Here is a 17,491-nt window from a genome sequence, read left to right on the forward strand (position 1 = left end):
GAAATCATCGCTTAACTCTACCTGCATCTATCACCCGCTTTCATGTCTTGTTGGACAAGCTCTTCATGAACAAATGGATAATAATGAGTGTTTAGCCTCCTTTTGCTGTGATAGAAGCGATTCCTTCAGCCCTCCTTTGCTGTTGTTAAGGTAATTATAGACTATTTTTATAAAAATGTAAATATTCAGATTTTTACAATTGTGTAACAGTTGGGGGAGTGAATATGAAACTGCTTGTAAGGATTATTTTTTATGGTGGAGGCCTGGTGATTTTGACATTGGGCATTTGTGTCTCAATTCTATCCAATCTCGGGGCAGGGCCTTGGGATGCGCTGAATGCCGGGCTTTCGAGGACGGCCGGGCTCACGATCGGGAGCTGGGTCATCATCATCGGCATCATCCTGATGGTGGTCAATTCCTGGCTTTTAAAAACCAGGCCTGATTATTTCGCGCTCTTGACAGTATGCCTTATCGGCTTCATGGTGGACTTCTGGATATTGCGTGTATTTTCCGGCATGTACATACTGAATGTCTATTTTCAAATCGCCGCGCTGATCACGGGGCTTGCCCTTATCGGATTAGGTGCAGCTCTTTACTTGCAGGCAGAGTTTCCCCTTAACCCGATCGACCATTTTATGATGGCCATCAAAGAGCGGTTCGGGGTGAGTATGATGATGGCGAAGACAATCGGGGAAGCGGGAGCGCTGCTTTTGGCCATGCTTTTCCATGGTCCTGTAGGTGCAGGAACCATTGTCATCGCTGTCCTGATCGGGCCGTTCATCCAATTATTCTTTCCTTATTGCCAGCAGCTGCTAAAAAGATTTTCCGGCACTTAGGATAAATCATGGGAACTCCGAAAAAACTAAGAACAGATACAATCATATGAAAGGAGTTCCACATCATGAGAAAGTATGTATCCGTTCTAATCATAACTCTTCTTGCCATGCTTTCTTTTTTGCCCGATGCCGGAGCAGAGAAAAAGCAGGACAAGGCCGAGCAGAAGCAGCAGCAGCTGAGCATTCCGATTCCCAGTTCAGTCCTGAATGTCACCAAGGAAAACACGTATCCGAACCCGGTGCAGGACCAGCCGACCCTGCAGCCGAGCGAGCTGACACAGTCGCTGCTTGATACGTCCAAAATCAAGATTGAAAATCCGGACCTGATCAGGATGCTGAACGAGTCTTCTGTCAATAGCACACCGTTTGCATTCGGCTACAGGGCCATCGTCTATCTTGGGCAGTGGCCGCTCAATTACGAAAGCACAGAAACGGCGCCAAACTGGGAATATCAGAAAATCAACACCAATTATTTCGATAACAGGGGCGGCAAAGCGCCATACCAGATCCATTACGTCCAGGAAGCCCAGAAGGTCGTAAGGGGGGCGCTGACAGCCAAAGTCCCGAAAGCACAGGATGTCCAAAATATGATGCTGTTGAAGGCGATGGAAAAATCAAAGCTGCCGCTCGCATTCGAAACAGTAATCGGGGCCGGTACGAAAAAGGATCAGGTTTATAATATCCCGCCAAAGCGCCTCGGCTATCTTTACGGCTATGCACCTGCCGTCAATGAGAAGGGTAAAGTGACTTATGGAGAGGTATACCTGATGCTGAAGGGAAGCAAAAGATTCCTGGTCATCAAGAATGTGACCTCTCAGGGAATCGGCGCCTGGATTCCTGTCCAGGACCATATCTCCTTCGGGTTCATGGCATCAGAACGACCGCGTTAATCTTGCGCCGGCTATTGCAGCCGGTGCTTTTTCTATAGAAAGAGTCATTCCTTGCATACAGGGGAGGCAGTACTTTATAATAAAATTATCTTGAATTCGAGATAAATTTAACCCTTGGGCGGGTATGGATAAAAAGTCTTAACTATGGAGGTCCATGATGAACCATTTAAAAGGCATACACCATGTAACAGCGATTACGAGCAGCGCGGAAAAAAATTATGAGTTTTTCACCTTTGTACTGGGGATGCGCCTGGTCAAGAAAACCGTCAATCAGGATGATATCCAGACTTACCATCTGTTTTTTGCTGACGACAAAGGCAGTCCGGGAACAGATATGACGTTTTTTGATTTCCCCGGCATTCCTAAAGGAAGGCACGGCACCAATGAAATTTCGAAAACATCCTTCCGGGTGCCAAACGACGCAGCCCTAACATACTGGGCAGAGCGCTTTGACCGTCTTGATGTAAAGCATACAGGCATAAAAGAGCAATTTGGGAAAAAAATACTGTCATTCGCTGACTTTGATGACCAGCAATATCAGCTGATTTCTGACGAACATAATTCTGGTGTCGCTTCCGGCACACCCTGGCAGAAGGGGCCGATTCCATTGGAGCATGCGATCACCGGTCTCGGGCCGATTTTTGTCCGCATTGCGAACTTTGATTATTTTAAAGAAATGATGGAAAAAGTGCTGCTTTTCAAGGAAATCGGACAGGAGGGCGCGTTCCATCTGTTTGAGGTCGGGGAAGGCGGAAACGGCGCCCAGGTCGTTGTGGAGCATAATGCTGTCCTGCCGCAGGCTGTCCAGGGCTTCGGAACCGTGCATCATGCCGCTTTCCGCGTCGAGGACCGGGCTGTACTGGATGAATGGACCGAGCGCCTGCCGCAATTCGGCTTCCAGACTTCCGGCTTTGTTGACCGCTTTTTCTTCCAGTCGCTTTATGCACGGGTCGCACCGCAGATTCTGTTCGAATTTGCCACAGACGGGCCAGGCTTCATGGGCGACGAGCCATATGAAACACTGGGCGAAAAGCTGTCATTGCCGCCATTCCTTGAAAACAAGCGCGAGCAGATCGAAAACCTTGTCAGGCCGATCGATACAGTCAGAAGCACGATTGACTTTACGAAAGAATAACAGGTGGAGCCTTCCTTGGCGGGGAGGCTCTTTTTTTTATAGGTGCCAGGTACAAAATCCGAAATTTTTTTCCCAACTTTTTCTGTCGAAAAAACACTTTCCTAAAAAAGGAAAATGGCGTGTTCCTATAGAAATATTAATCTATCAAAGGAGCTGGTGAAGATGGAAATCAGATTAGCGAATACAGACGATACTGAGGCAGTATTCAGGGTTTTGAAAGGGGCAGCCCAGTGGCTGAATGATCAAAGCATCCTGCAGTGGAACTTTCTGCTCAACGGCGGTGAAGATGGAGAAATCAAGCAGGCGATTCTTGACCGCGAAACTTATGTGATATGCGATAAAGGCAAAGTGAAGGCGACCTTCACCCTCTATGAGGGGCCATCAGGCTGGGACCGGCATATTTGGGACAAAGAAGCAGACGGAGCCGTGTATCTGCACAGACTTGCAGTCCATCCAGACAGCATGGGCAATGGACTTGGGAAAAAAGCAGTCAGCTGGATCTGCAGGAAGTACAGCGGTACACCGCTGAGGCTCGACTGTGTGGGTGATAATGAGAAGCTGAACCATTATTATCAAAAAATCGGGTTTGTGCTGAAGGGTGTGACAGACAGCCATTCGCGGTATGAGAAGGGTGGGAACGGGGAGTGAGGATAGAGGCAGTATTTCTCGACCGGGATGGAACAATCGGCGGGGATGACACTGTTCATTATTGCTGAAGATCTCCGGGATGCGGCCCAATGGCTGTATCGTGAGCAAAAGATGGCTGTTTCTACATAGAAGAACCGGGACGGGAGGAATTCCCGTCCTTTCCAAGCTACAGCTCTTTAATCGGAAGGCATACCTCGCACTGATGATTCGATAGCATGATACCGGTATACCTTTCAAAAGCCGGCCTGTTATCGAGCTGGAATCCGAGGCTATGGAGGGCTGGAAGGATTTCTGCCCAGAGTTTCTGAATCTCTTCTTCTGTATGCTGTACCTGGAATACAGCATATTCTCCGCCAGGGAACTTACCTTCACCCAATGATGCGTCCATTTCAAATTCCTCGGGTATGACAATGCAGGCGTCATACCGGCAGCTTTCAGCTGGTGTTGTCTGCGGATGATCATGGGAAATGCCGAGTATGATGGCGGATTCGTCCAGCAGGATTTTTTCTTTTGCCCACAGTTTCAATTCCTCCATCACATGCTGGTTGGCAGGCCCATAAGGTCCAGTCTGGCGTACATAGGCTAATCGGTATTCAGGCACAGTTTCAGTTTTGAAATCCATCTTACATTCTCCTCTCTTTCCTGTACTCTGATGCTAGCATGATATAAAAAAATAATCACAGCTATTTTTAAAAATCAGGTCATCATTGGGATAGAGCCGGGCTGAAGGTCTATTTTTGCCGGAAAGTCCGTATATATTACGGACTAAAGAATCAGAGGTGGAGATATGAAGGCAATTGTATATAAAAAGTACGGTCCTCCAGAAGTCCTTCAGCTGAAAGAAATGGAAAAGCCAGTCCCAAAAGAACATGAGATCCTGATCAAGATCATGGCCACAACGGTCACAGCAGCGGATATCCGGGCGCGGAGCTTTACAGTACCCCGCTCTGTGGTGCTGCCCGCGCGCCTTGCCCTTGGACTCCGGCAGCCGAAGAAAGCGATATTGGGAGCGGAGCTTGCCGGGGAAGTGGAAGCAGTCGGGAGGAATGTAAAGAAATTTAAGGCAGGCGATTTGGTTTTTGCCGCTTCACTGGAGGATTTCGGCGCTTATGCTGAATATATTTGCCTCCGGGAGGACGGGCCTGTGTCAATCAAACCTGACAACCTCACGTTTGAAGAAGCCGCCGCCATTCCGATTGGCGCAAGGACAGCTTTGTATTTTCTGCAGAGAGCCAATGTCCGGAAGGGCGAGAAGATATTGGTGTACGGGGCTTCCGGCAGTGTCGGCAGCTATGCCGTACAGATTGCCAGACATTTGGGGGCAGAGGTTGATGGTGTCTGCAGCGGTCATAATCTTGAGTGGGTAAAATCTCTTGGGGCCGGCAGGGTCCTGGATTATCGTTCAGGGAACCTCCCAGTGGCGGACGGTGCCTATGATCTCATCTTCGAAGCAGTGAACAAAAGTTCTTTTAAAGATTGCATGAAGTGGCTGAAAAAGGGCGGCACCTATATCAATGTCACAGAGCCGCTCCCCAGCGCGCAAATGCTGTGGGCTAAATGGAAGGGCGGCACGAAAATCCTGCTGAGCCGCAATGCGCCGGAAACAGCTGAAGCCTTAGACTATTTGGGAGAAATGGCGGAAGCGGGAACGCTTAAGGTGAAAATTGACCGAAGCTATAGGTTAGATGAAATAGTTGATGCCCATCGGTATGTTGATGGCGGTCATAAGAAGGGGAATGTGTCGGTGGTAGTGAGCCGGGACGAAGAGAGGGCAGGGCCTGATGCGGCTAGCTTTGATTAAGGAAGAATATGCTGGAAACAAGAAACCCCTCTCTAAAAAAGAAAGGGGTTTTTCACGCAGAACTCAATCATCATTATAAAATTTTCCCAATTATAAGTCTATATATTATTTCTCTCTTCTCTAAAATTAGGCATATAGGATCCTATAAAAAAGAAGAGTGGGTGACGATATGCTATTTGATCAATCTCCTTATCAGTGCCGGGTGGAATGGGGAAAGCGGGGCGCGCGTGAGGCTGCTGCCCGGGGAGATATTATCATTGTAGTCGATGTTCTTTCATTTTCATCGGCTGTTGTTTCAGCAGCGGCTGCTGGTGCGGAAATATATCCGTTTCCTCCCCATCTGGATGGGCAGAAATATGCGGAAAGTCTGGGAGCTGAGTATATCTTTGGGAGGGCGGAAGCGGCGAAGCTGGGGAAGCCGACTTTGTCTCCTGTTTCTTTTAATAAAGAGCATGCAGGAAAAAAATATGTGCTGATCTCACTGAATGGGGCCTATTGCACCTGGCTTGGCTCAAAGGCGCCGGCCGTGCTGGCAGGCTGCCTTCTCAATAGGTCAGCCGTTGCTGCTGCGGCTAACATTCTGCAAAAGCAGCTTGGCGCCGGAATCACGATCATTCCGTGTGGAGAAAAATGGGCCGGTGCTCTGGAGCAGGAAGATACTCTTCGTCCAGCTGTCGAGGATTATCTGGGGGCCGGCGCCATCCTGTCCTGCCTCAAAGGTGAAAAATCACCGGAGGCAGCGGTTTGTGAGGGCGCCTTCCAAAGCGCTCAGCCTAAGCTCGCAGAATATATATGGGATTGCGGGAGCGGCAGGGAACTCCGTGCACGCGGGTTTGAAGAGGATGTGGGCCACTGCAGCAGGCTGGATGCTATGGATACTGCCCCTATTCTAAGAGGAAATCATTTTGTTTCTTTACCGTAACGGGATATAAAAAGCGAAATGGGACAGGCGGCTGGAATTCTAGACCCCTATGACTGCTTCGGTTAAAATAACCCCAAAGAGCTGCAGCAGCTGCTGCATAAAAGGAAGGCTGGAAATCGGGTGCTAAAATGGCTGAAGAAATACATCAAACTCGAAACAACAAAGAAATGGGGCTACACCTACAAAAAGTCAGGCAATGGTGTAAGTGTGTCCTACAAAACCTTTACCGGTTCAGATTTTTATAATTTCACTTTCAAAAAGGGAGCCGAGCTTACGATCTCCTGCGAGGCAGTGGTTGAAGAGGGAGAACTGACGATTGAATGGAATGATGGAAGAGAGATTATTTGGAGGAAGACATTCCATGAGAGAGGGAAGGAGACTTTTACAGCAGCAGCTTCAAACCGCCTTCACGGCATTAACCTGATAGGTGCTGATACTAGAGGCAGATGTAAGGTAGAGTTTATCGAAACGAAGGTTTGATACTCCACAAAAAAAGCCCAGAACACGGCGCTCTGAGCTTTTTTCATTCCTTTTCATCTGTATAAATCCGTAAGGCCCCAATGATAAAAATGACCGGAAGAATTACCACACCCAATCGGAAAGGGCCGATATCCAGTGTCATGAGCAATATAAAAACGGGCAATGCAATCATCATAAACAATGAAGAGAATTTAGTATAGCGGATTGCCGCCTCGGAAACTTCAGGTTCTTCATTATACATCCATCGCTTCCCCCAGAGCATACTCTCCTCAGGGTTAAAATAAGTCCACAGCAGCAGAGCATAAACAGGAATCATGAAAACAATTAGCAGATATGCATCAGCCATAAGAGGCCTCCCAAGTATGTCTTACTATTCATACGGCAGGCATTCTGGAAAAGTTTCACAAAACCGTTTAAATCCGCGAGGTGTTTTTCTGAAAATCAACATCCCCATAATAGCTGTTCTTGACCAGCACATTCGGGCCGAGGCATTTGACCGCCGGGCAGTGGCAGTTGAGTTCGCCTGCGAGCTTTGTTTCCTGCCAGCTGTTGAAAATATCAGGCAGGGCATCGGTCTGGATGTTGCCGAGCGCCGGGGTGTCGCCGAAGTCGGTTACGATCACATCGCCTGTAAAAATATTGACGTTGAGGCGTGATCGGCCGTCCGGGTCATTGCGGACAGTGACATTTTTGCTTGCGTACAAACGCTTCAAGAGCTCCAGATCTTCGTCGCTGGTGCTGCACGGATAAAAAGGCAGGGTGCCGAACAGCATCCAGGTGTTTTCATTCCTCACATCAAGAAGGTGGTGGATTGCCTTCCTTATTTCATCTAGATTCAGAGTTTCCAGTGATGAAGCAAAATCTGATGGGTACATAGGGTGAATTTCATGCCTCTGGCACTTCATTTCCTCTGTAATCTGCTTATGTATGCTTTCCAGATATGGCAGGGTCCGTTTATTGAGCATGGTTTCCGCAGACACCATCACACCTGCATCCACCAAAGCGCGGCTGTTTTCGATCATCCGGTGGAAAAGCCGCACGCGCTGCTCTCTTGTCGGCTTTCTTTCCATCATCGCGAATCCGCCTTCGATGAAATCTTCTTCTGTTCCCCAGTTATGGGAAATATGCAGCACATCAAGATAAGGGGCAATGCGCTCATACCTGTCCATATCAAGCGTCAGATTGCTGTTGATCTGGGTGCGGACGCCGCGCTCGGATGCATATTTGAGAAGCGGCAGCACATAATTCTCCACCGATTTTTTTGAAAGCATCGGTTCACCGCCTGTGATGCTGATCGAGCGGAGGGCAGGAATTTCCTCAAGGCGCTTCAGAAGCAGCGGGAGGGGCAGGGCATCCGGGTCCTTGGGCTGCAGTGTATATCCGACGGCGCAATGCTCGCATCTCATATTGCAGAGCACGGTCGTCGTAAATTCAATATTGGTTAATGTCAGCTTGTTATATTGTTCCATATCCATATAAGCTTCCCATGGATCATGCTTTGGTGAAATCTTTGTTTTTTCAATAATCATGATTAAACTCCTTCTAAAAAAGTCATTAACCATTACTATGCTGTGAGGCACATGTCAATGATTTTTTGCGTTCCTTTGCAATTGATAGTTTATGATTCTATCTTTTCGGGAAATAACCTAGTAATGATAGCATAAATTAAGAGGAGGAATGCAAGATGGCACAGCAATTTGATAATACCAATACGAATTCTGAAAATACGGGAACCGGCGCAGGTGTATCTGTGCCTGGAACTGGAAGTGCAGGCACAATGACAAGCACAGGCACAACTACATCTTACAACACAGGTTCTACAACGATGACTTCTGATTCTTCAGGCATAAGCTCTGATTCTTCAGGCATCAGCCCTGATTCTCCAGCCATGAAATCCGAATATTCAAGTTCAAGCAGCCACTATGGTTCAACGACGAATGACAACAGCAAGCTCCTGAAAGGGATTGTGCTTGGAGGAATCGTCGGCGGCGCCCTTGCCCTGCTCGACACTTCAACGCGCAACAAGGTGATGGGCACTGCGACTGACCTGAAGGATTCTTCTGTGAAAATGTTCAATGAAGTCAAGGAGAATCCAGGCGAAGCCAAGGATAATATGATCAGCCAATTCAAGTCTGCATCATCGACTTTGAAAGAAGCGATCAGCGATGCCCAAAAACTGTACGAGCGCGTTAATAATGACGTATTCGGAAAAGTGAATGAGTTTAAGGGCATGTCAGGTGATGCGAAGTCTAACTTCCAAGACGCGAAAAGCGGTCTCATGGACGCAAAGGACGATCTGATGGATATCGGCAGCAAGGTAAAGGATGCCGGCTCTGAACTGGTTGAAACCCCAGTGGGCGGTTCAGGCTCATCAGATAGCTCAAGCTCGTCAAACAGCTCTGACAGCTCATCTTCATCTTCAAACAGCAGCACTAACAGCAGCAAGTCAAACACTTCAAGCTCAAATGGAACTACTGCATTCTCAAGTGATTCCAGCAAGAGCACAGCGACTGCGACTCCATCTACACAAAAGAACAGCAAAAACCTTTAATATAACCATCCATCAGGGGGCGGCATCCATTCCGGGTGCTGCCCTTTTGTGCGGCCAGACAATTTCTGGGCATGCTGGAAATGCTTTTGCTTCCTATCATCGTTTCAGTCCTGAAAAGAAGGGGTATTGATTGGTACTACTGAACAAGCAGATATCCATAATACTGGAGGAATATATATGATGTTTCGCAAAGGAAAAAATATGACAGCGGAAGATGAAAAAATCTCGAATGAAAGGGAGAGTGCAGAAGGGACGAAAGCGATGGTGGCAGCACCGCATAATGTGGCAGCCGACATCGGCGAAAGAATTTTGAAAGAAGGCGGAAATGCGGTCGACGCGGTCATCGCCATCCAATTTGCCCTCAATGTCGTTGAGCCGATGATGACAGGGATCGGCGGCAGCGGCTTCATGATGGTCTATGATAATGAGAAGAAGGATACCAAAATTTACGACGGCCACACAAGAGCGCCGAAAGCTGCACATCCGAAAATGTTCCTCGATGAAAATGACGAGGTCATCCCGTTCCGTGAACGGAGCACACATGCCACAGCGGTCGGGGTGCCCGGCATCCTGAAAGCGATGGATGAGGCCCTCAAAGCACATGGAACCATGAAGCTGGCCGACCTGATCCAGCCGGCGATCGAAATCGCGGAAGAAGGAATCGAGGTCAACTGGGTGCTGGCGGAAGCGCTCGAGAACTTCCACTACCGTCTCGGCGAGCATGCAAAGGATTTCTTCATGCCTGAAGGAAAAGCCCTGAAGGAAGGCGACATTCTTGTGAAAAAGAAGCTGGCCAACACGTTCAGGATTCTGCAGGAAAAAGGCGTCGAGGCCTTTTATGAAGGAGAGATTGCCGAGGCCATCATAGGGGCGCTGGATGATCTTGACGGCTTTATGACACTTGATGATTTGAAAAATTACCGCGTGACGGTCGATGAGCCGGTCTGGGGCGAATACCGCGGCTATAAGATTGCTTCTTCTGCACCTCCAAGTGCCGGCGGCCTCACAGTCATCCAAATTTTAAAGCTTCTTGAAAAATTCGACCTCAAACAATATGGGTCGAAGTCCTGGGAAAAATATTATCTGTTCACAGAAGCGATGAGGATTGCATTTACCGACAAAATTGCTTTCAACACCGATCCGGAATTCGCGGCAATGCCGATCAAGGGCCTTCTGCATGATGACTATATTAAAGAGCGCCAGAAGCTCTTCAATTTTGAAAGAAGAAATGACGCGGTCGACTTCGGCAATCCTTGGAAATATGATGAAGGTGAGCCGAATAAGGTCATCCGCCAGCCTGACGATTTGGAAAAAAGTGAAACCACGCACTTTACCGTCCGTGATCAATGGGGCAATATTGCTGCTGTCACTTCGACGGTTGAACATCCTTTCGGATCAGGCATCTTCGTCCCGGACCATGGCTTTATGCTGAATAATGAACTGACTGATTTTGATGCCAATCCTGGCGGCATCAATGAAGTAGAGCCTGAAAAGCGTCCGGTCAGCTGCAAAAGCCCGACCATCCTTTTCAAGGACGATGAACCGGTCCTTACCCTCGGATCACCGGGCGGTCCGACGATCATCGGCTCGGTTTTCCAGACGATTGTCAATGTGATCGACTTTGAAATGGATCTGAAGGACGCCATTGAAGAGCCGCGCATCTTTGCGAGCACCGGCCCGCTGATCGAATGGGAGCCGGGGATCGATATGGAAGCAAAGGGAGAAATGGAGTCCCGCGGCTATGAATTCGGGGACAAGCCGAGCCGGATCGGCAATGTCCAGGCCATCCAAATCGATAGAAAAGCAGGCAAGCTTTACGGTGCGGCCGACTCGAGCCGCGAAGGAAAAGCAGTCGGGCTGGAATAATAAAGAAACAGGCTGCCATCCCCGGCAGCCTGTTTGCTTTTATTTTTTACTGATGTTCTGCAGAGTGGATGATCCTTCTGCATCCGATTTCTTAATAACCGAAATTGATCCGTCGGTCTCAAGGACAACTGCTTCTGCTTTTTCAAGCGAGGAAAGGCCCTGGCTTCTTGCCGCCTGGAGGATTTCTACTTCAAGGATGCGCTCTTTCTTCATTTCACCCTGCAGATAGCTGCCATTATAGTACAAAAGCGTCGGATCTGATTTGATCAGCTTGCTTACGGTTTTGGAATGGACAGAGGTCCATGCCACGATATATTGAAGCCCGATGAGGACGCAGAAAGCAACGAATCCTTCGGCCAATGCCACTTTTTTATTCAAGAGGATCGTGGCGAGCGTCGAACCGAGCGCGACCGTTACAATCAGGTCAAAGGCATTCATCTTCGACAGTGTCCGCTTCCCTGACACACGGAGCACAAGAATCAGCAGAAGATAGCTGCATATCCCGACAATCACGGTTCTGTATATATTATCCCAGCTGTTAAAAAACATCATATACCTCCCAGCAGTCTTTTAATAACCTTTTTCCTCCCAGCCTGCCGGTGAAACATCCGAAAAGTTTGGGAGATACTAAAAATCGTCAGCATTTGCGAAAAATCGATATTTCCGTTAAAGTAAAAAGAGCATTTCGGGTGCATGTGACAGGCGCCGGTATGAAAGGAGAGATTGCTTTGGGCAGTCCCATACAAGATAAAAACCAGCAGGTAACATTCCTGAAGCACCGCTTAAATATGTTCATGGATGTCCTGGATGCGATAGATCCAGAAGACACAGAGCTTGAAGACATAGACCGCTTGATCGAGATGATCGATGAGCTGGAAACTAAATGCCGCGAATTCAATAACCGTGAAGAGTAGGAGGGAGCCCTGATTTTGAGGGCTCTTTTTGCTTTTTGCCGGGAAGTGGGGCTGGGGGCGGCTGTGGGATGGCTGGTCGCAAATGGAAGCTTGAAGGCGGCCGTATGTTTGGGGTCGCAAATAAAAACTGAAACCCGCAAATATATCCCGGAAGTCGCAAATAAAACGAAAATCCCGCAAAGTTCCACCACCAACTCGCAAATATCCCCCAGTAACCACACCCCGCCGCCCATCATTCCACCTTCTGTAACCGATTTCACCTCCCCCTTTAAATCACCAAAGGATAGGAGTATAATAAAATCGTGAAAATTCGTACAAAAAACAGAAGATTTTTGAGGGGAACGAAAGGGAAGGGGATCTTGCTGTGAATTTCGAAATGTTACAGGAAAGCATGTACCAGTTGATTGTGGAGACTTCTACGAACCTGCCGAAGGATGTGCGCCGCGCGATCAAGAGTGCCAAGGAGCGCGAGAGTGCCGGCACGCGTTCGGCGATGAGCCTTGCGACGATTACGAATAATATTAAGATGGCGGACGATAATGTATCGCCGATCTGCCAGGATACAGGATTGCCGACTTTCAAAATCAAGACGCCGGTCGGTGTGAACCAGCTTGAAATCAAGGAAGCGATCAAGAACGCGATTGCCCTTGCAACGAAAAACGGAAAGCTGCGTCCGAACTCTGTGGATTCACTGACAGGGGACAACAGCGGCGACAATCTTGGCGCCGGCACGCCGGTCATCAAGTTTGAGCAATGGGAGAAGAATTATATCGACGCGCGCCTAATTTTAAAGGGCGGCGGCTGTGAAAATAAAAATATCCAGTACAGCCTTCCTTGCGAGCTGGATGGACTGGGCCGCGCGGGCCGCGATTTGGACGGCATCCGCAAGTGCATCCTGCATTCTGTGTACCAGGCACAGGGACAGGGCTGCAGCGCCGGCTTCATCGGCGTCGGCATCGGCGGCGACCGCTCTTCAGGTTATGACCTTGCCAAAGAGCAGCTGTTCCGTTCCGTGGATGATGTGAACCCGCATCCAGACCTGCAGAAGGTTGAGGAATATGTACTTGAAAATGCCAACAAGCTTGGCATCGGCACAATGGGCTTTGGCGGCGAAACAACGCTGCTCGGCTGCAAAATCGGTGTCATGAACCGCATCCCGGCCAGCTTCTTTGTGTCAGTAGCTTACAACTGCTGGGCATTCCGCCGTCTGGGCATCAGCATTTCTCCTGCAACAGGCGAAATCAATGAGTGGATGTACCAGGAAGGCGAGAAAATCGATTTCGCTCCGACAGAAGCAGAGCTTGAAACAGCGGCTGCTGTAGAAGAAGCTGCTCAGCAAGTGGTCACGCTGCAGGCGCCGATCACGGAAGAGCAGATCCGCGCCCTTAATGTCGGCGATGTGGTGCAGATCAACGGCATGATGTACACAGGCCGTGACGCGATCCATCACCATCTGATGGACCATGATGCACCGATCGACCTCAATGGCCAGGTGATCTACCACTGCGGTCCGGTTATGATGAAGGACGATGCAGGCGAATGGCATGTCAAAGCGGCAGGTCCGACGACAAGCATCCGCGAGGAGCCTTACCAGGGCGATATTATGAAAAAATTCGGCATCCGCGCCGTGATCGGCAAAGGCGGAATGGGGCCGAAGACTTTGGCAGCCCTCCAGGAGCATGGCGGCGTTTACCTGAACGCCATCGGCGGCGCAGCCCAGTATTATGCAGACTGCATCAAAAAAGTCGAAGGCGTCGACCTGATGGAATTCGGCATTCCGGAAGCGATGTGGCATCTGAAGGTTGAAGGCTTCACAGCCGTTGTAACGATGGATTCACACGGCAACAGCCTCCACCAGGATGTGGATAAGTCTTCACTCGAAAAACTGTCCCAATTCAAAGAACGGGTTTACTAATAAGAAAAGAAAGCGGGGAGCCAGGTGCTTCCCGCTTTTTCTAATGTTTGACAGAATGCTCCCGCCCATTTTCACAAACACTAAACCTAAAAGGTTTGAAGGAGGAAATGGGATGAGATATTGGAGACAGCTTGCGATGGCCATTGTGCTTTTTTTTGCCGGAAGTGCTTGTGCTGCCCACGCAGGGACCGCCAATTCACCGATCCACTGGGGCTTCCAGAAGGCAAAGGATGAAGTGCCGGCCGAGGCGGGCAAGCCGCTCGATGATCTGCTGGAGCGGTACGGGTCTTATTATAAAGGCGATACGGGGAAGAAGGATATTTACCTGACATTCGATAACGGCTATGAAAATGGCTATACGGAGAAGGTCCTTAATGTTTTGAAAAAAGAACAGGTGCCGGCCGCCTTTTTCGTGACAGGCCATTATTTGAACAGCGCCCCGGACCTCGTCAAGCGGATGGCAAAGGAAGGCCATATTGTCGGCAACCACTCCTGGCACCACCCGGATATGACACGGATCAGCGATGAGAAGCTGGAGAAGGAGCTGGAGATGGTCCGAGCAAAGACGGAGGAGCTGACAGGCATCAAGCAAATGGCGTATCTGAGGCCGCCGCGCGGGGTTTTCAGCGAGCGCACACTCGACCTTGCGAAAAAGCAGGGCTATACCCATGTATTCTGGTCGCTTGCCTTCGTCGACTGGCATAGGGACGCACAAAAGGGCTGGGAATATTCCTATAACAACATCATGAAGCAGATCCACCCCGGCTGCATCCTCCTGCTGCATACCGTCTCAAAGGACAATGCCGATGCACTGGAAAAAGCGATCCAGGATCTGAAGAAAAGGGGCTATACGTTTAAAAGCCTTGATCAATTGGAGATGAATAAAGCGTTCGAACATGATATGCTGTACTAGACACCTGCCCAAATCGCAACGGATTTGGGCTTGTTTCTTGGGAGCAGCATAATCCCAAGTGTTATAATAAGGGTAAAAACACAAGGGATGGATGAGAGTTGGCTATTTTTCAAATGAAAGGACCTTATAACTTTGATCTTGTATTGGACAGGCTATCGCTTGATCCGCTTCATGCTGTCGACAAGGATAAGCGGAGCGTGAAGGTTCCTTTGATGATTGAAAATGAACCGGTCGCTGCCGAGGTGACAGCGACGGGAACCACTGAGCATCCCGAATTCATCATAAACGGCATAGAGGGAAAACATAAAGAAAAAGCGGAAGAGCGCCTGGCGCAGATCTTTCAATGGCATATCCCGCTTGAGGATATCCATACCCATTTCCAGGGGACAGAGCTGAAGGCGATTTTTGACGAGCATTACGGCACCCCGGTCGTGCTGGATTTCGATCCGTATGGCTGCCTGCTGAAATGCATCATCCACCAGCAGCTCAACCTGTCATTTGCCTTCACACTGACAAAGCGGTTTGTCGAGGCATTCGGATTCCAAAAAGACGGCGTCTGGTTCTATCCGCGCCCTGAAACAGTGGCTGCCCTGACGGTGGAACAGCTCCGCGAGCTCCAGTTCAGCGGCAGGAAGGCCGAGTACGCTATTGGCCTTTCAAAAGAAATCACCGAGGGAAGATTGAATCTCGAGGAGCTGGCCGAAGAGAGTGATGAAATGGTCATGAAAAAGCTCATCAAAATCCGCGGCATCGGCCCATGGACGGTCCAGAACTTCCTGATGTTCGGACTTGGCCGCCAGAATCTTTTCCCGAAGGCAGATATCGGGCTGCAAAATGCCCTGAAGAAATTATACAAGCTTGAAGCAAAACCGACCCACGAGCAGATGGACGAATATATGCTGGGGTGGGATCCTTATCTAACCTATGCTTCCCTGTATCTCTGGAGAAGTATTGAATAAATGGAGTGAAGCAGCACGATGAAAAACGAACAAACCGTGAAAATACAAGAAAAACAGACCTTCCCGCTCACAATCAAGCGGCTCGGCATCAATGGCGAGGGCGTCGGCTATTTTAAAAGGCAGGTCGTCTTTGTACCAGGTGCGCTGCCTGGCGAAGAGGTCGTCGTCGAAGCGACAAAGGTGAGCCCGAAGTTCGCCGAAGCCAAAATCAAAACGATCCGCAAAGAATCCGAGTACCGCGTCCAGGCGCCATGCCCGGTCTATGAGCTGTGCGGCGGCTGCCAGCTGCAGCATCTCCGCTATGACCGGCAGCTGCAGGAAAAGCGCGACATCGTCATCCAGGCGCTCGAGCGCCATACCAAGCTTCCGGTTGCTGGTCTCGATATCCGTGACACAATCGGCATGGAGGACCCGTGGAACTACCGCAACAAAGCGGCCTTCCAGGTCGGCCAGGAGGATGGAAAAATCATCGCCGGCCTCTATGGGCTCAACTCCCATAACCTGATCAACATCCCGCAATGCGTCGTGCAGCATCCGCACACCAACAAAGCGATCGGTGTTGTCAAAAAGGTCATGAACAAGCTCGGCATCTCCGTCTACAACGAAAAGACGAAAAAAGGAACCGTCCGCACCATCATGGCCCGGACCGGCATCCAGAGCGGCGAGCTCCAGATCGTCATCATCACATCAACCAAGGACCTGCCGAAAAAAGAGCAGCTCATCACAGAAATCACCAAAAGGCTGCCGCAGGTCAAATCAATCATGCAAAACATCAACGGCGAAAAAACATCCCTGATCTTCGGAAAAGAAACGCGCCATATGCACGGGGAAGAATACATCCAGGAAACACTCGGGGACCTGTCCTTCGAGCTGTCTGCCCGGACCTTCTTCCAGCTCAACCCCGAGCAGACCGTCAAGCTCTATAACGAAGTCAAAAAAGCCGCCAGCCTCTCAGGCAAAGAAAAAGTAGCAGATGCCTACTGCGGCGTAGGCACCATCGGCCTCTGGCTCGCCGACCAGGCAGGCGAAGTCCGCGGCATGGACATCATTCCCGAATCCATCCAGGACGCCAAGAAAAACGCCGCCCGCAACAACATCAAACACGCCAAATACGAAACAGGCAAAGCCGAAGTCCTGCTTCCGAAATGGATGAAAGAAGGCTGGAGACCGGATGTTATCGTCGTCGATCCGCCAAGAACTGGACTTGACCAGGCGCTGCTGAAAACGATTTTGAAGGTGAAGCCTAAGAAGGTGGTTTATGTATCCTGCAATCCGTCTACATTGGCGAAGGATATTGCGGTGCTGGATCCGGAGTATAGGGTTGAGTATATGCAGCCGGTGGATATGTTTCCGCAGACGGCGCATGTTGAAGTGGTAAGTGAATTGGTATTGAGGAGTGGAGCAGGTTCCTGAGGAGGGGACCTGTTTTTTTATGGAAAACATAGGGGGAGTATTGCTGGGGATAAGCGGAAAGGCTATGAATAATTAGTGGGTGGGATCAGTTACCCATTCCCTGGTCTTTTTCACAGAAATCTTACTAGATTACAAAGAAAAAAATTTACTTATCAGTTAGTGAAAATGAGAAACGATCTAGTAATAAGGTCCCTATGCTTGAACCTACACATGTTAAAGCTTTTAAAGTGTGTGGGGTCAGGCACATA

At 49.4% G+C, this 17,491-nt stretch carries 18 protein-coding genes; 14 read left to right on the top strand and 4 right to left on the bottom strand.

Features of this window, described 5'->3' with window-relative positions:
- Window positions 1–224: 224 nt before the first annotated feature.
- From AC4E8B_RS04205 to AC4E8B_RS04220, 4 genes are all read left to right on the top strand, one after another.
- A complete protein-coding gene (locus tag AC4E8B_RS04205; RefSeq protein ID WP_490217218.1) occupies window positions 225–836 on the top strand; it encodes a YczE/YyaS/YitT family protein in 612 nt (203 codons plus the stop codon).
- A gap of 65 nt (window positions 837–901) precedes the next feature.
- Window positions 902–1,726, top strand: coding sequence for a YfkD family protein (locus AC4E8B_RS04210; protein ID WP_490217220.1), 825 nt, complete (start codon window positions 902–904; stop codon window positions 1,724–1,726).
- A gap of 157 nt (window positions 1,727–1,883) precedes the next feature.
- Complete coding sequence (locus tag AC4E8B_RS04215) at window positions 1,884–2,861, top strand: ring-cleaving dioxygenase (protein WP_490219494.1); 978 nt, start codon at window positions 1,884–1,886, stop codon at window positions 2,859–2,861.
- Window positions 2,862–3,023: 162 nt separating this feature from the next.
- On the top strand, window positions 3,024–3,509 hold the full coding sequence (locus AC4E8B_RS04220; protein WP_490217221.1) for a GNAT family N-acetyltransferase: 486 nt from the start codon (window positions 3,024–3,026) through the stop codon (window positions 3,507–3,509).
- Window positions 3,510–3,675: 166 nt separating this feature from the next.
- Here AC4E8B_RS04220 and AC4E8B_RS04225 read toward each other — a convergent pair whose 3' ends face one another.
- Window positions 3,676–4,131: an AraC family transcriptional regulator gene (locus tag AC4E8B_RS04225; protein ID WP_490217222.1), complete on the bottom strand. Its 456-nt coding sequence runs from the start codon at window positions 4,129–4,131 to the stop codon at window positions 3,676–3,678.
- A gap of 165 nt (window positions 4,132–4,296) precedes the next feature.
- On the opposite strand from AC4E8B_RS04225, the gene AC4E8B_RS04230 reads away from it, so the two are divergent.
- The 3 genes from AC4E8B_RS04230 (at window position 4,297) to AC4E8B_RS04240 (ending at window position 6,712) form a co-directional block, all read left to right on the top strand.
- The gene (locus AC4E8B_RS04230; RefSeq protein WP_490217223.1) at window positions 4,297–5,310 is read left to right on the top strand and encodes an NAD(P)-dependent alcohol dehydrogenase; all 1,014 of its coding nucleotides are present in this window, start codon (window positions 4,297–4,299) and stop codon (window positions 5,308–5,310) included.
- Window positions 5,311–5,479: 169 nt separating this feature from the next.
- Window positions 5,480–6,232, top strand: coding sequence for a 2-phosphosulfolactate phosphatase (locus AC4E8B_RS04235; RefSeq protein WP_490217224.1), 753 nt, complete (start codon window positions 5,480–5,482; stop codon window positions 6,230–6,232).
- Window positions 6,233–6,352: 120 nt separating this feature from the next.
- Window positions 6,353–6,712 carry a hypothetical protein gene (locus AC4E8B_RS04240; protein WP_490217225.1) on the top strand — a complete coding sequence of 120 codons (360 nt, stop codon included), beginning with the start codon at window positions 6,353–6,355 and terminating at the stop codon, window positions 6,710–6,712.
- Window positions 6,713–6,755: 43 nt separating this feature from the next.
- On the opposite strand, the gene AC4E8B_RS04245 is transcribed toward AC4E8B_RS04240, so the two are convergent.
- Both AC4E8B_RS04245 and yfkAB read right to left on the bottom strand, forming a co-directional pair.
- Window positions 6,756–7,058: a DUF6199 family natural product biosynthesis protein gene (locus AC4E8B_RS04245; RefSeq protein ID WP_490217226.1), complete on the bottom strand. Its 303-nt coding sequence runs from the start codon at window positions 7,056–7,058 to the stop codon at window positions 6,756–6,758.
- Between the two features lie 67 nt (window positions 7,059–7,125).
- Window positions 7,126–8,241, bottom strand: a complete 1,116-nt coding sequence (yfkAB, locus tag AC4E8B_RS04250; RefSeq protein ID WP_490217228.1) for a radical SAM/CxCxxxxC motif protein YfkAB — start codon at window positions 8,239–8,241, stop codon at window positions 7,126–7,128.
- Window positions 8,242–8,396: 155 nt separating this feature from the next.
- Here yfkAB and AC4E8B_RS04255 point away from each other — a divergent pair, with 155 nt between their 5' ends.
- Window positions 8,397–9,263 carry a hypothetical protein gene (locus AC4E8B_RS04255; RefSeq protein WP_490217230.1) on the top strand — a complete coding sequence of 289 codons (867 nt, stop codon included), beginning with the start codon at window positions 8,397–8,399 and terminating at the stop codon, window positions 9,261–9,263.
- A gap of 177 nt (window positions 9,264–9,440) precedes the next feature.
- Window positions 9,441–11,129 (top strand): gamma-glutamyltransferase, encoded by a 1,689-nt coding sequence (ggt, locus tag AC4E8B_RS04260; protein ID WP_490217231.1) that lies wholly within the window; start codon window positions 9,441–9,443, stop codon window positions 11,127–11,129.
- Between the two features lie 39 nt (window positions 11,130–11,168).
- Here ggt and AC4E8B_RS04265 read toward each other — a convergent pair whose 3' ends face one another.
- Window positions 11,169–11,678, bottom strand: coding sequence for a DUF421 domain-containing protein (locus AC4E8B_RS04265; RefSeq protein ID WP_490219495.1), 510 nt, complete (start codon window positions 11,676–11,678; stop codon window positions 11,169–11,171).
- A gap of 179 nt (window positions 11,679–11,857) precedes the next feature.
- Between AC4E8B_RS04265 and AC4E8B_RS04270 the strand changes: the two genes are divergently transcribed.
- From AC4E8B_RS04270 to rlmD, 5 genes are all read left to right on the top strand, one after another.
- The gene (locus AC4E8B_RS04270) at window positions 11,858–12,043 is read left to right on the top strand and encodes an SE1561 family protein (RefSeq protein ID WP_490219497.1); all 186 of its coding nucleotides are present in this window, start codon (window positions 11,858–11,860) and stop codon (window positions 12,041–12,043) included.
- Window positions 12,044–12,419: 376 nt separating this feature from the next.
- On the top strand, window positions 12,420–13,958 hold the full coding sequence (locus AC4E8B_RS04275) for a fumarate hydratase (protein ID WP_490217232.1): 1,539 nt from the start codon (window positions 12,420–12,422) through the stop codon (window positions 13,956–13,958).
- Window positions 13,959–14,070: 112 nt separating this feature from the next.
- Complete coding sequence (pdaA, locus tag AC4E8B_RS04280; protein ID WP_490217234.1) at window positions 14,071–14,871, top strand: delta-lactam-biosynthetic de-N-acetylase; 801 nt, start codon at window positions 14,071–14,073, stop codon at window positions 14,869–14,871.
- A gap of 113 nt (window positions 14,872–14,984) precedes the next feature.
- Window positions 14,985–15,830 carry a DNA-3-methyladenine glycosylase family protein gene (locus AC4E8B_RS04285; protein ID WP_490217235.1) on the top strand — a complete coding sequence of 282 codons (846 nt, stop codon included), beginning with the start codon at window positions 14,985–14,987 and terminating at the stop codon, window positions 15,828–15,830.
- 18 nt (window positions 15,831–15,848) lie between these two features.
- On the top strand, window positions 15,849–17,243 hold the full coding sequence (rlmD, locus tag AC4E8B_RS04290) for a 23S rRNA (uracil(1939)-C(5))-methyltransferase RlmD (RefSeq protein ID WP_490217236.1): 1,395 nt from the start codon (window positions 15,849–15,851) through the stop codon (window positions 17,241–17,243).
- Window positions 17,244–17,491 lie beyond the last annotated feature (248 nt).

It is taken from the genome of Bacillus sp. SRL543 (genome assembly GCF_984799205.1).

Excerpts from the sequence above, each read along its gene's own strand:
- AC4E8B_RS04205 (WP_490217218.1), top strand. The coding sequence starts at position 225 with ATGAAACTGCTTGTAAGGATTATTTTTTATGGTGGAGGCCTGGTGATT.
- AC4E8B_RS04210 (WP_490217220.1), top strand. The coding sequence starts at position 902 with ATGAGAAAGTATGTATCCGTTCTAATCATAACTCTTCTTGCCATGCTT.
- AC4E8B_RS04215 (WP_490219494.1), top strand. The coding sequence starts at position 1,884 with ATGAACCATTTAAAAGGCATACACCATGTAACAGCGATTACGAGCAGC.
- AC4E8B_RS04220 (WP_490217221.1), top strand. The coding sequence starts at position 3,024 with ATGGAAATCAGATTAGCGAATACAGACGATACTGAGGCAGTATTCAGG.
- AC4E8B_RS04225 (WP_490217222.1), bottom strand. The coding sequence starts at position 4,131 with ATGGATTTCAAAACTGAAACTGTGCCTGAATACCGATTAGCCTATGTA.
- AC4E8B_RS04230 (WP_490217223.1), top strand. The coding sequence starts at position 4,297 with ATGAAGGCAATTGTATATAAAAAGTACGGTCCTCCAGAAGTCCTTCAG.
- AC4E8B_RS04235 (WP_490217224.1), top strand. The coding sequence starts at position 5,480 with ATGCTATTTGATCAATCTCCTTATCAGTGCCGGGTGGAATGGGGAAAG.
- AC4E8B_RS04245 (WP_490217226.1), bottom strand. The coding sequence starts at position 7,058 with ATGGCTGATGCATATCTGCTAATTGTTTTCATGATTCCTGTTTATGCT.
- yfkAB (WP_490217228.1), bottom strand. The coding sequence starts at position 8,241 with ATGATTATTGAAAAAACAAAGATTTCACCAAAGCATGATCCATGGGAA.
- AC4E8B_RS04255 (WP_490217230.1), top strand. The coding sequence starts at position 8,397 with ATGGCACAGCAATTTGATAATACCAATACGAATTCTGAAAATACGGGA.
- ggt (WP_490217231.1), top strand. The coding sequence starts at position 9,441 with ATGATGTTTCGCAAAGGAAAAAATATGACAGCGGAAGATGAAAAAATC.
- AC4E8B_RS04265 (WP_490219495.1), bottom strand. The coding sequence starts at position 11,678 with ATGTTTTTTAACAGCTGGGATAATATATACAGAACCGTGATTGTCGGG.
- AC4E8B_RS04275 (WP_490217232.1), top strand. The coding sequence starts at position 12,420 with ATGTTACAGGAAAGCATGTACCAGTTGATTGTGGAGACTTCTACGAAC.
- pdaA (WP_490217234.1), top strand. The coding sequence starts at position 14,071 with ATGAGATATTGGAGACAGCTTGCGATGGCCATTGTGCTTTTTTTTGCC.
- AC4E8B_RS04285 (WP_490217235.1), top strand. The coding sequence starts at position 14,985 with ATGAAAGGACCTTATAACTTTGATCTTGTATTGGACAGGCTATCGCTT.
- rlmD (WP_490217236.1), top strand. The coding sequence starts at position 15,849 with ATGAAAAACGAACAAACCGTGAAAATACAAGAAAAACAGACCTTCCCG.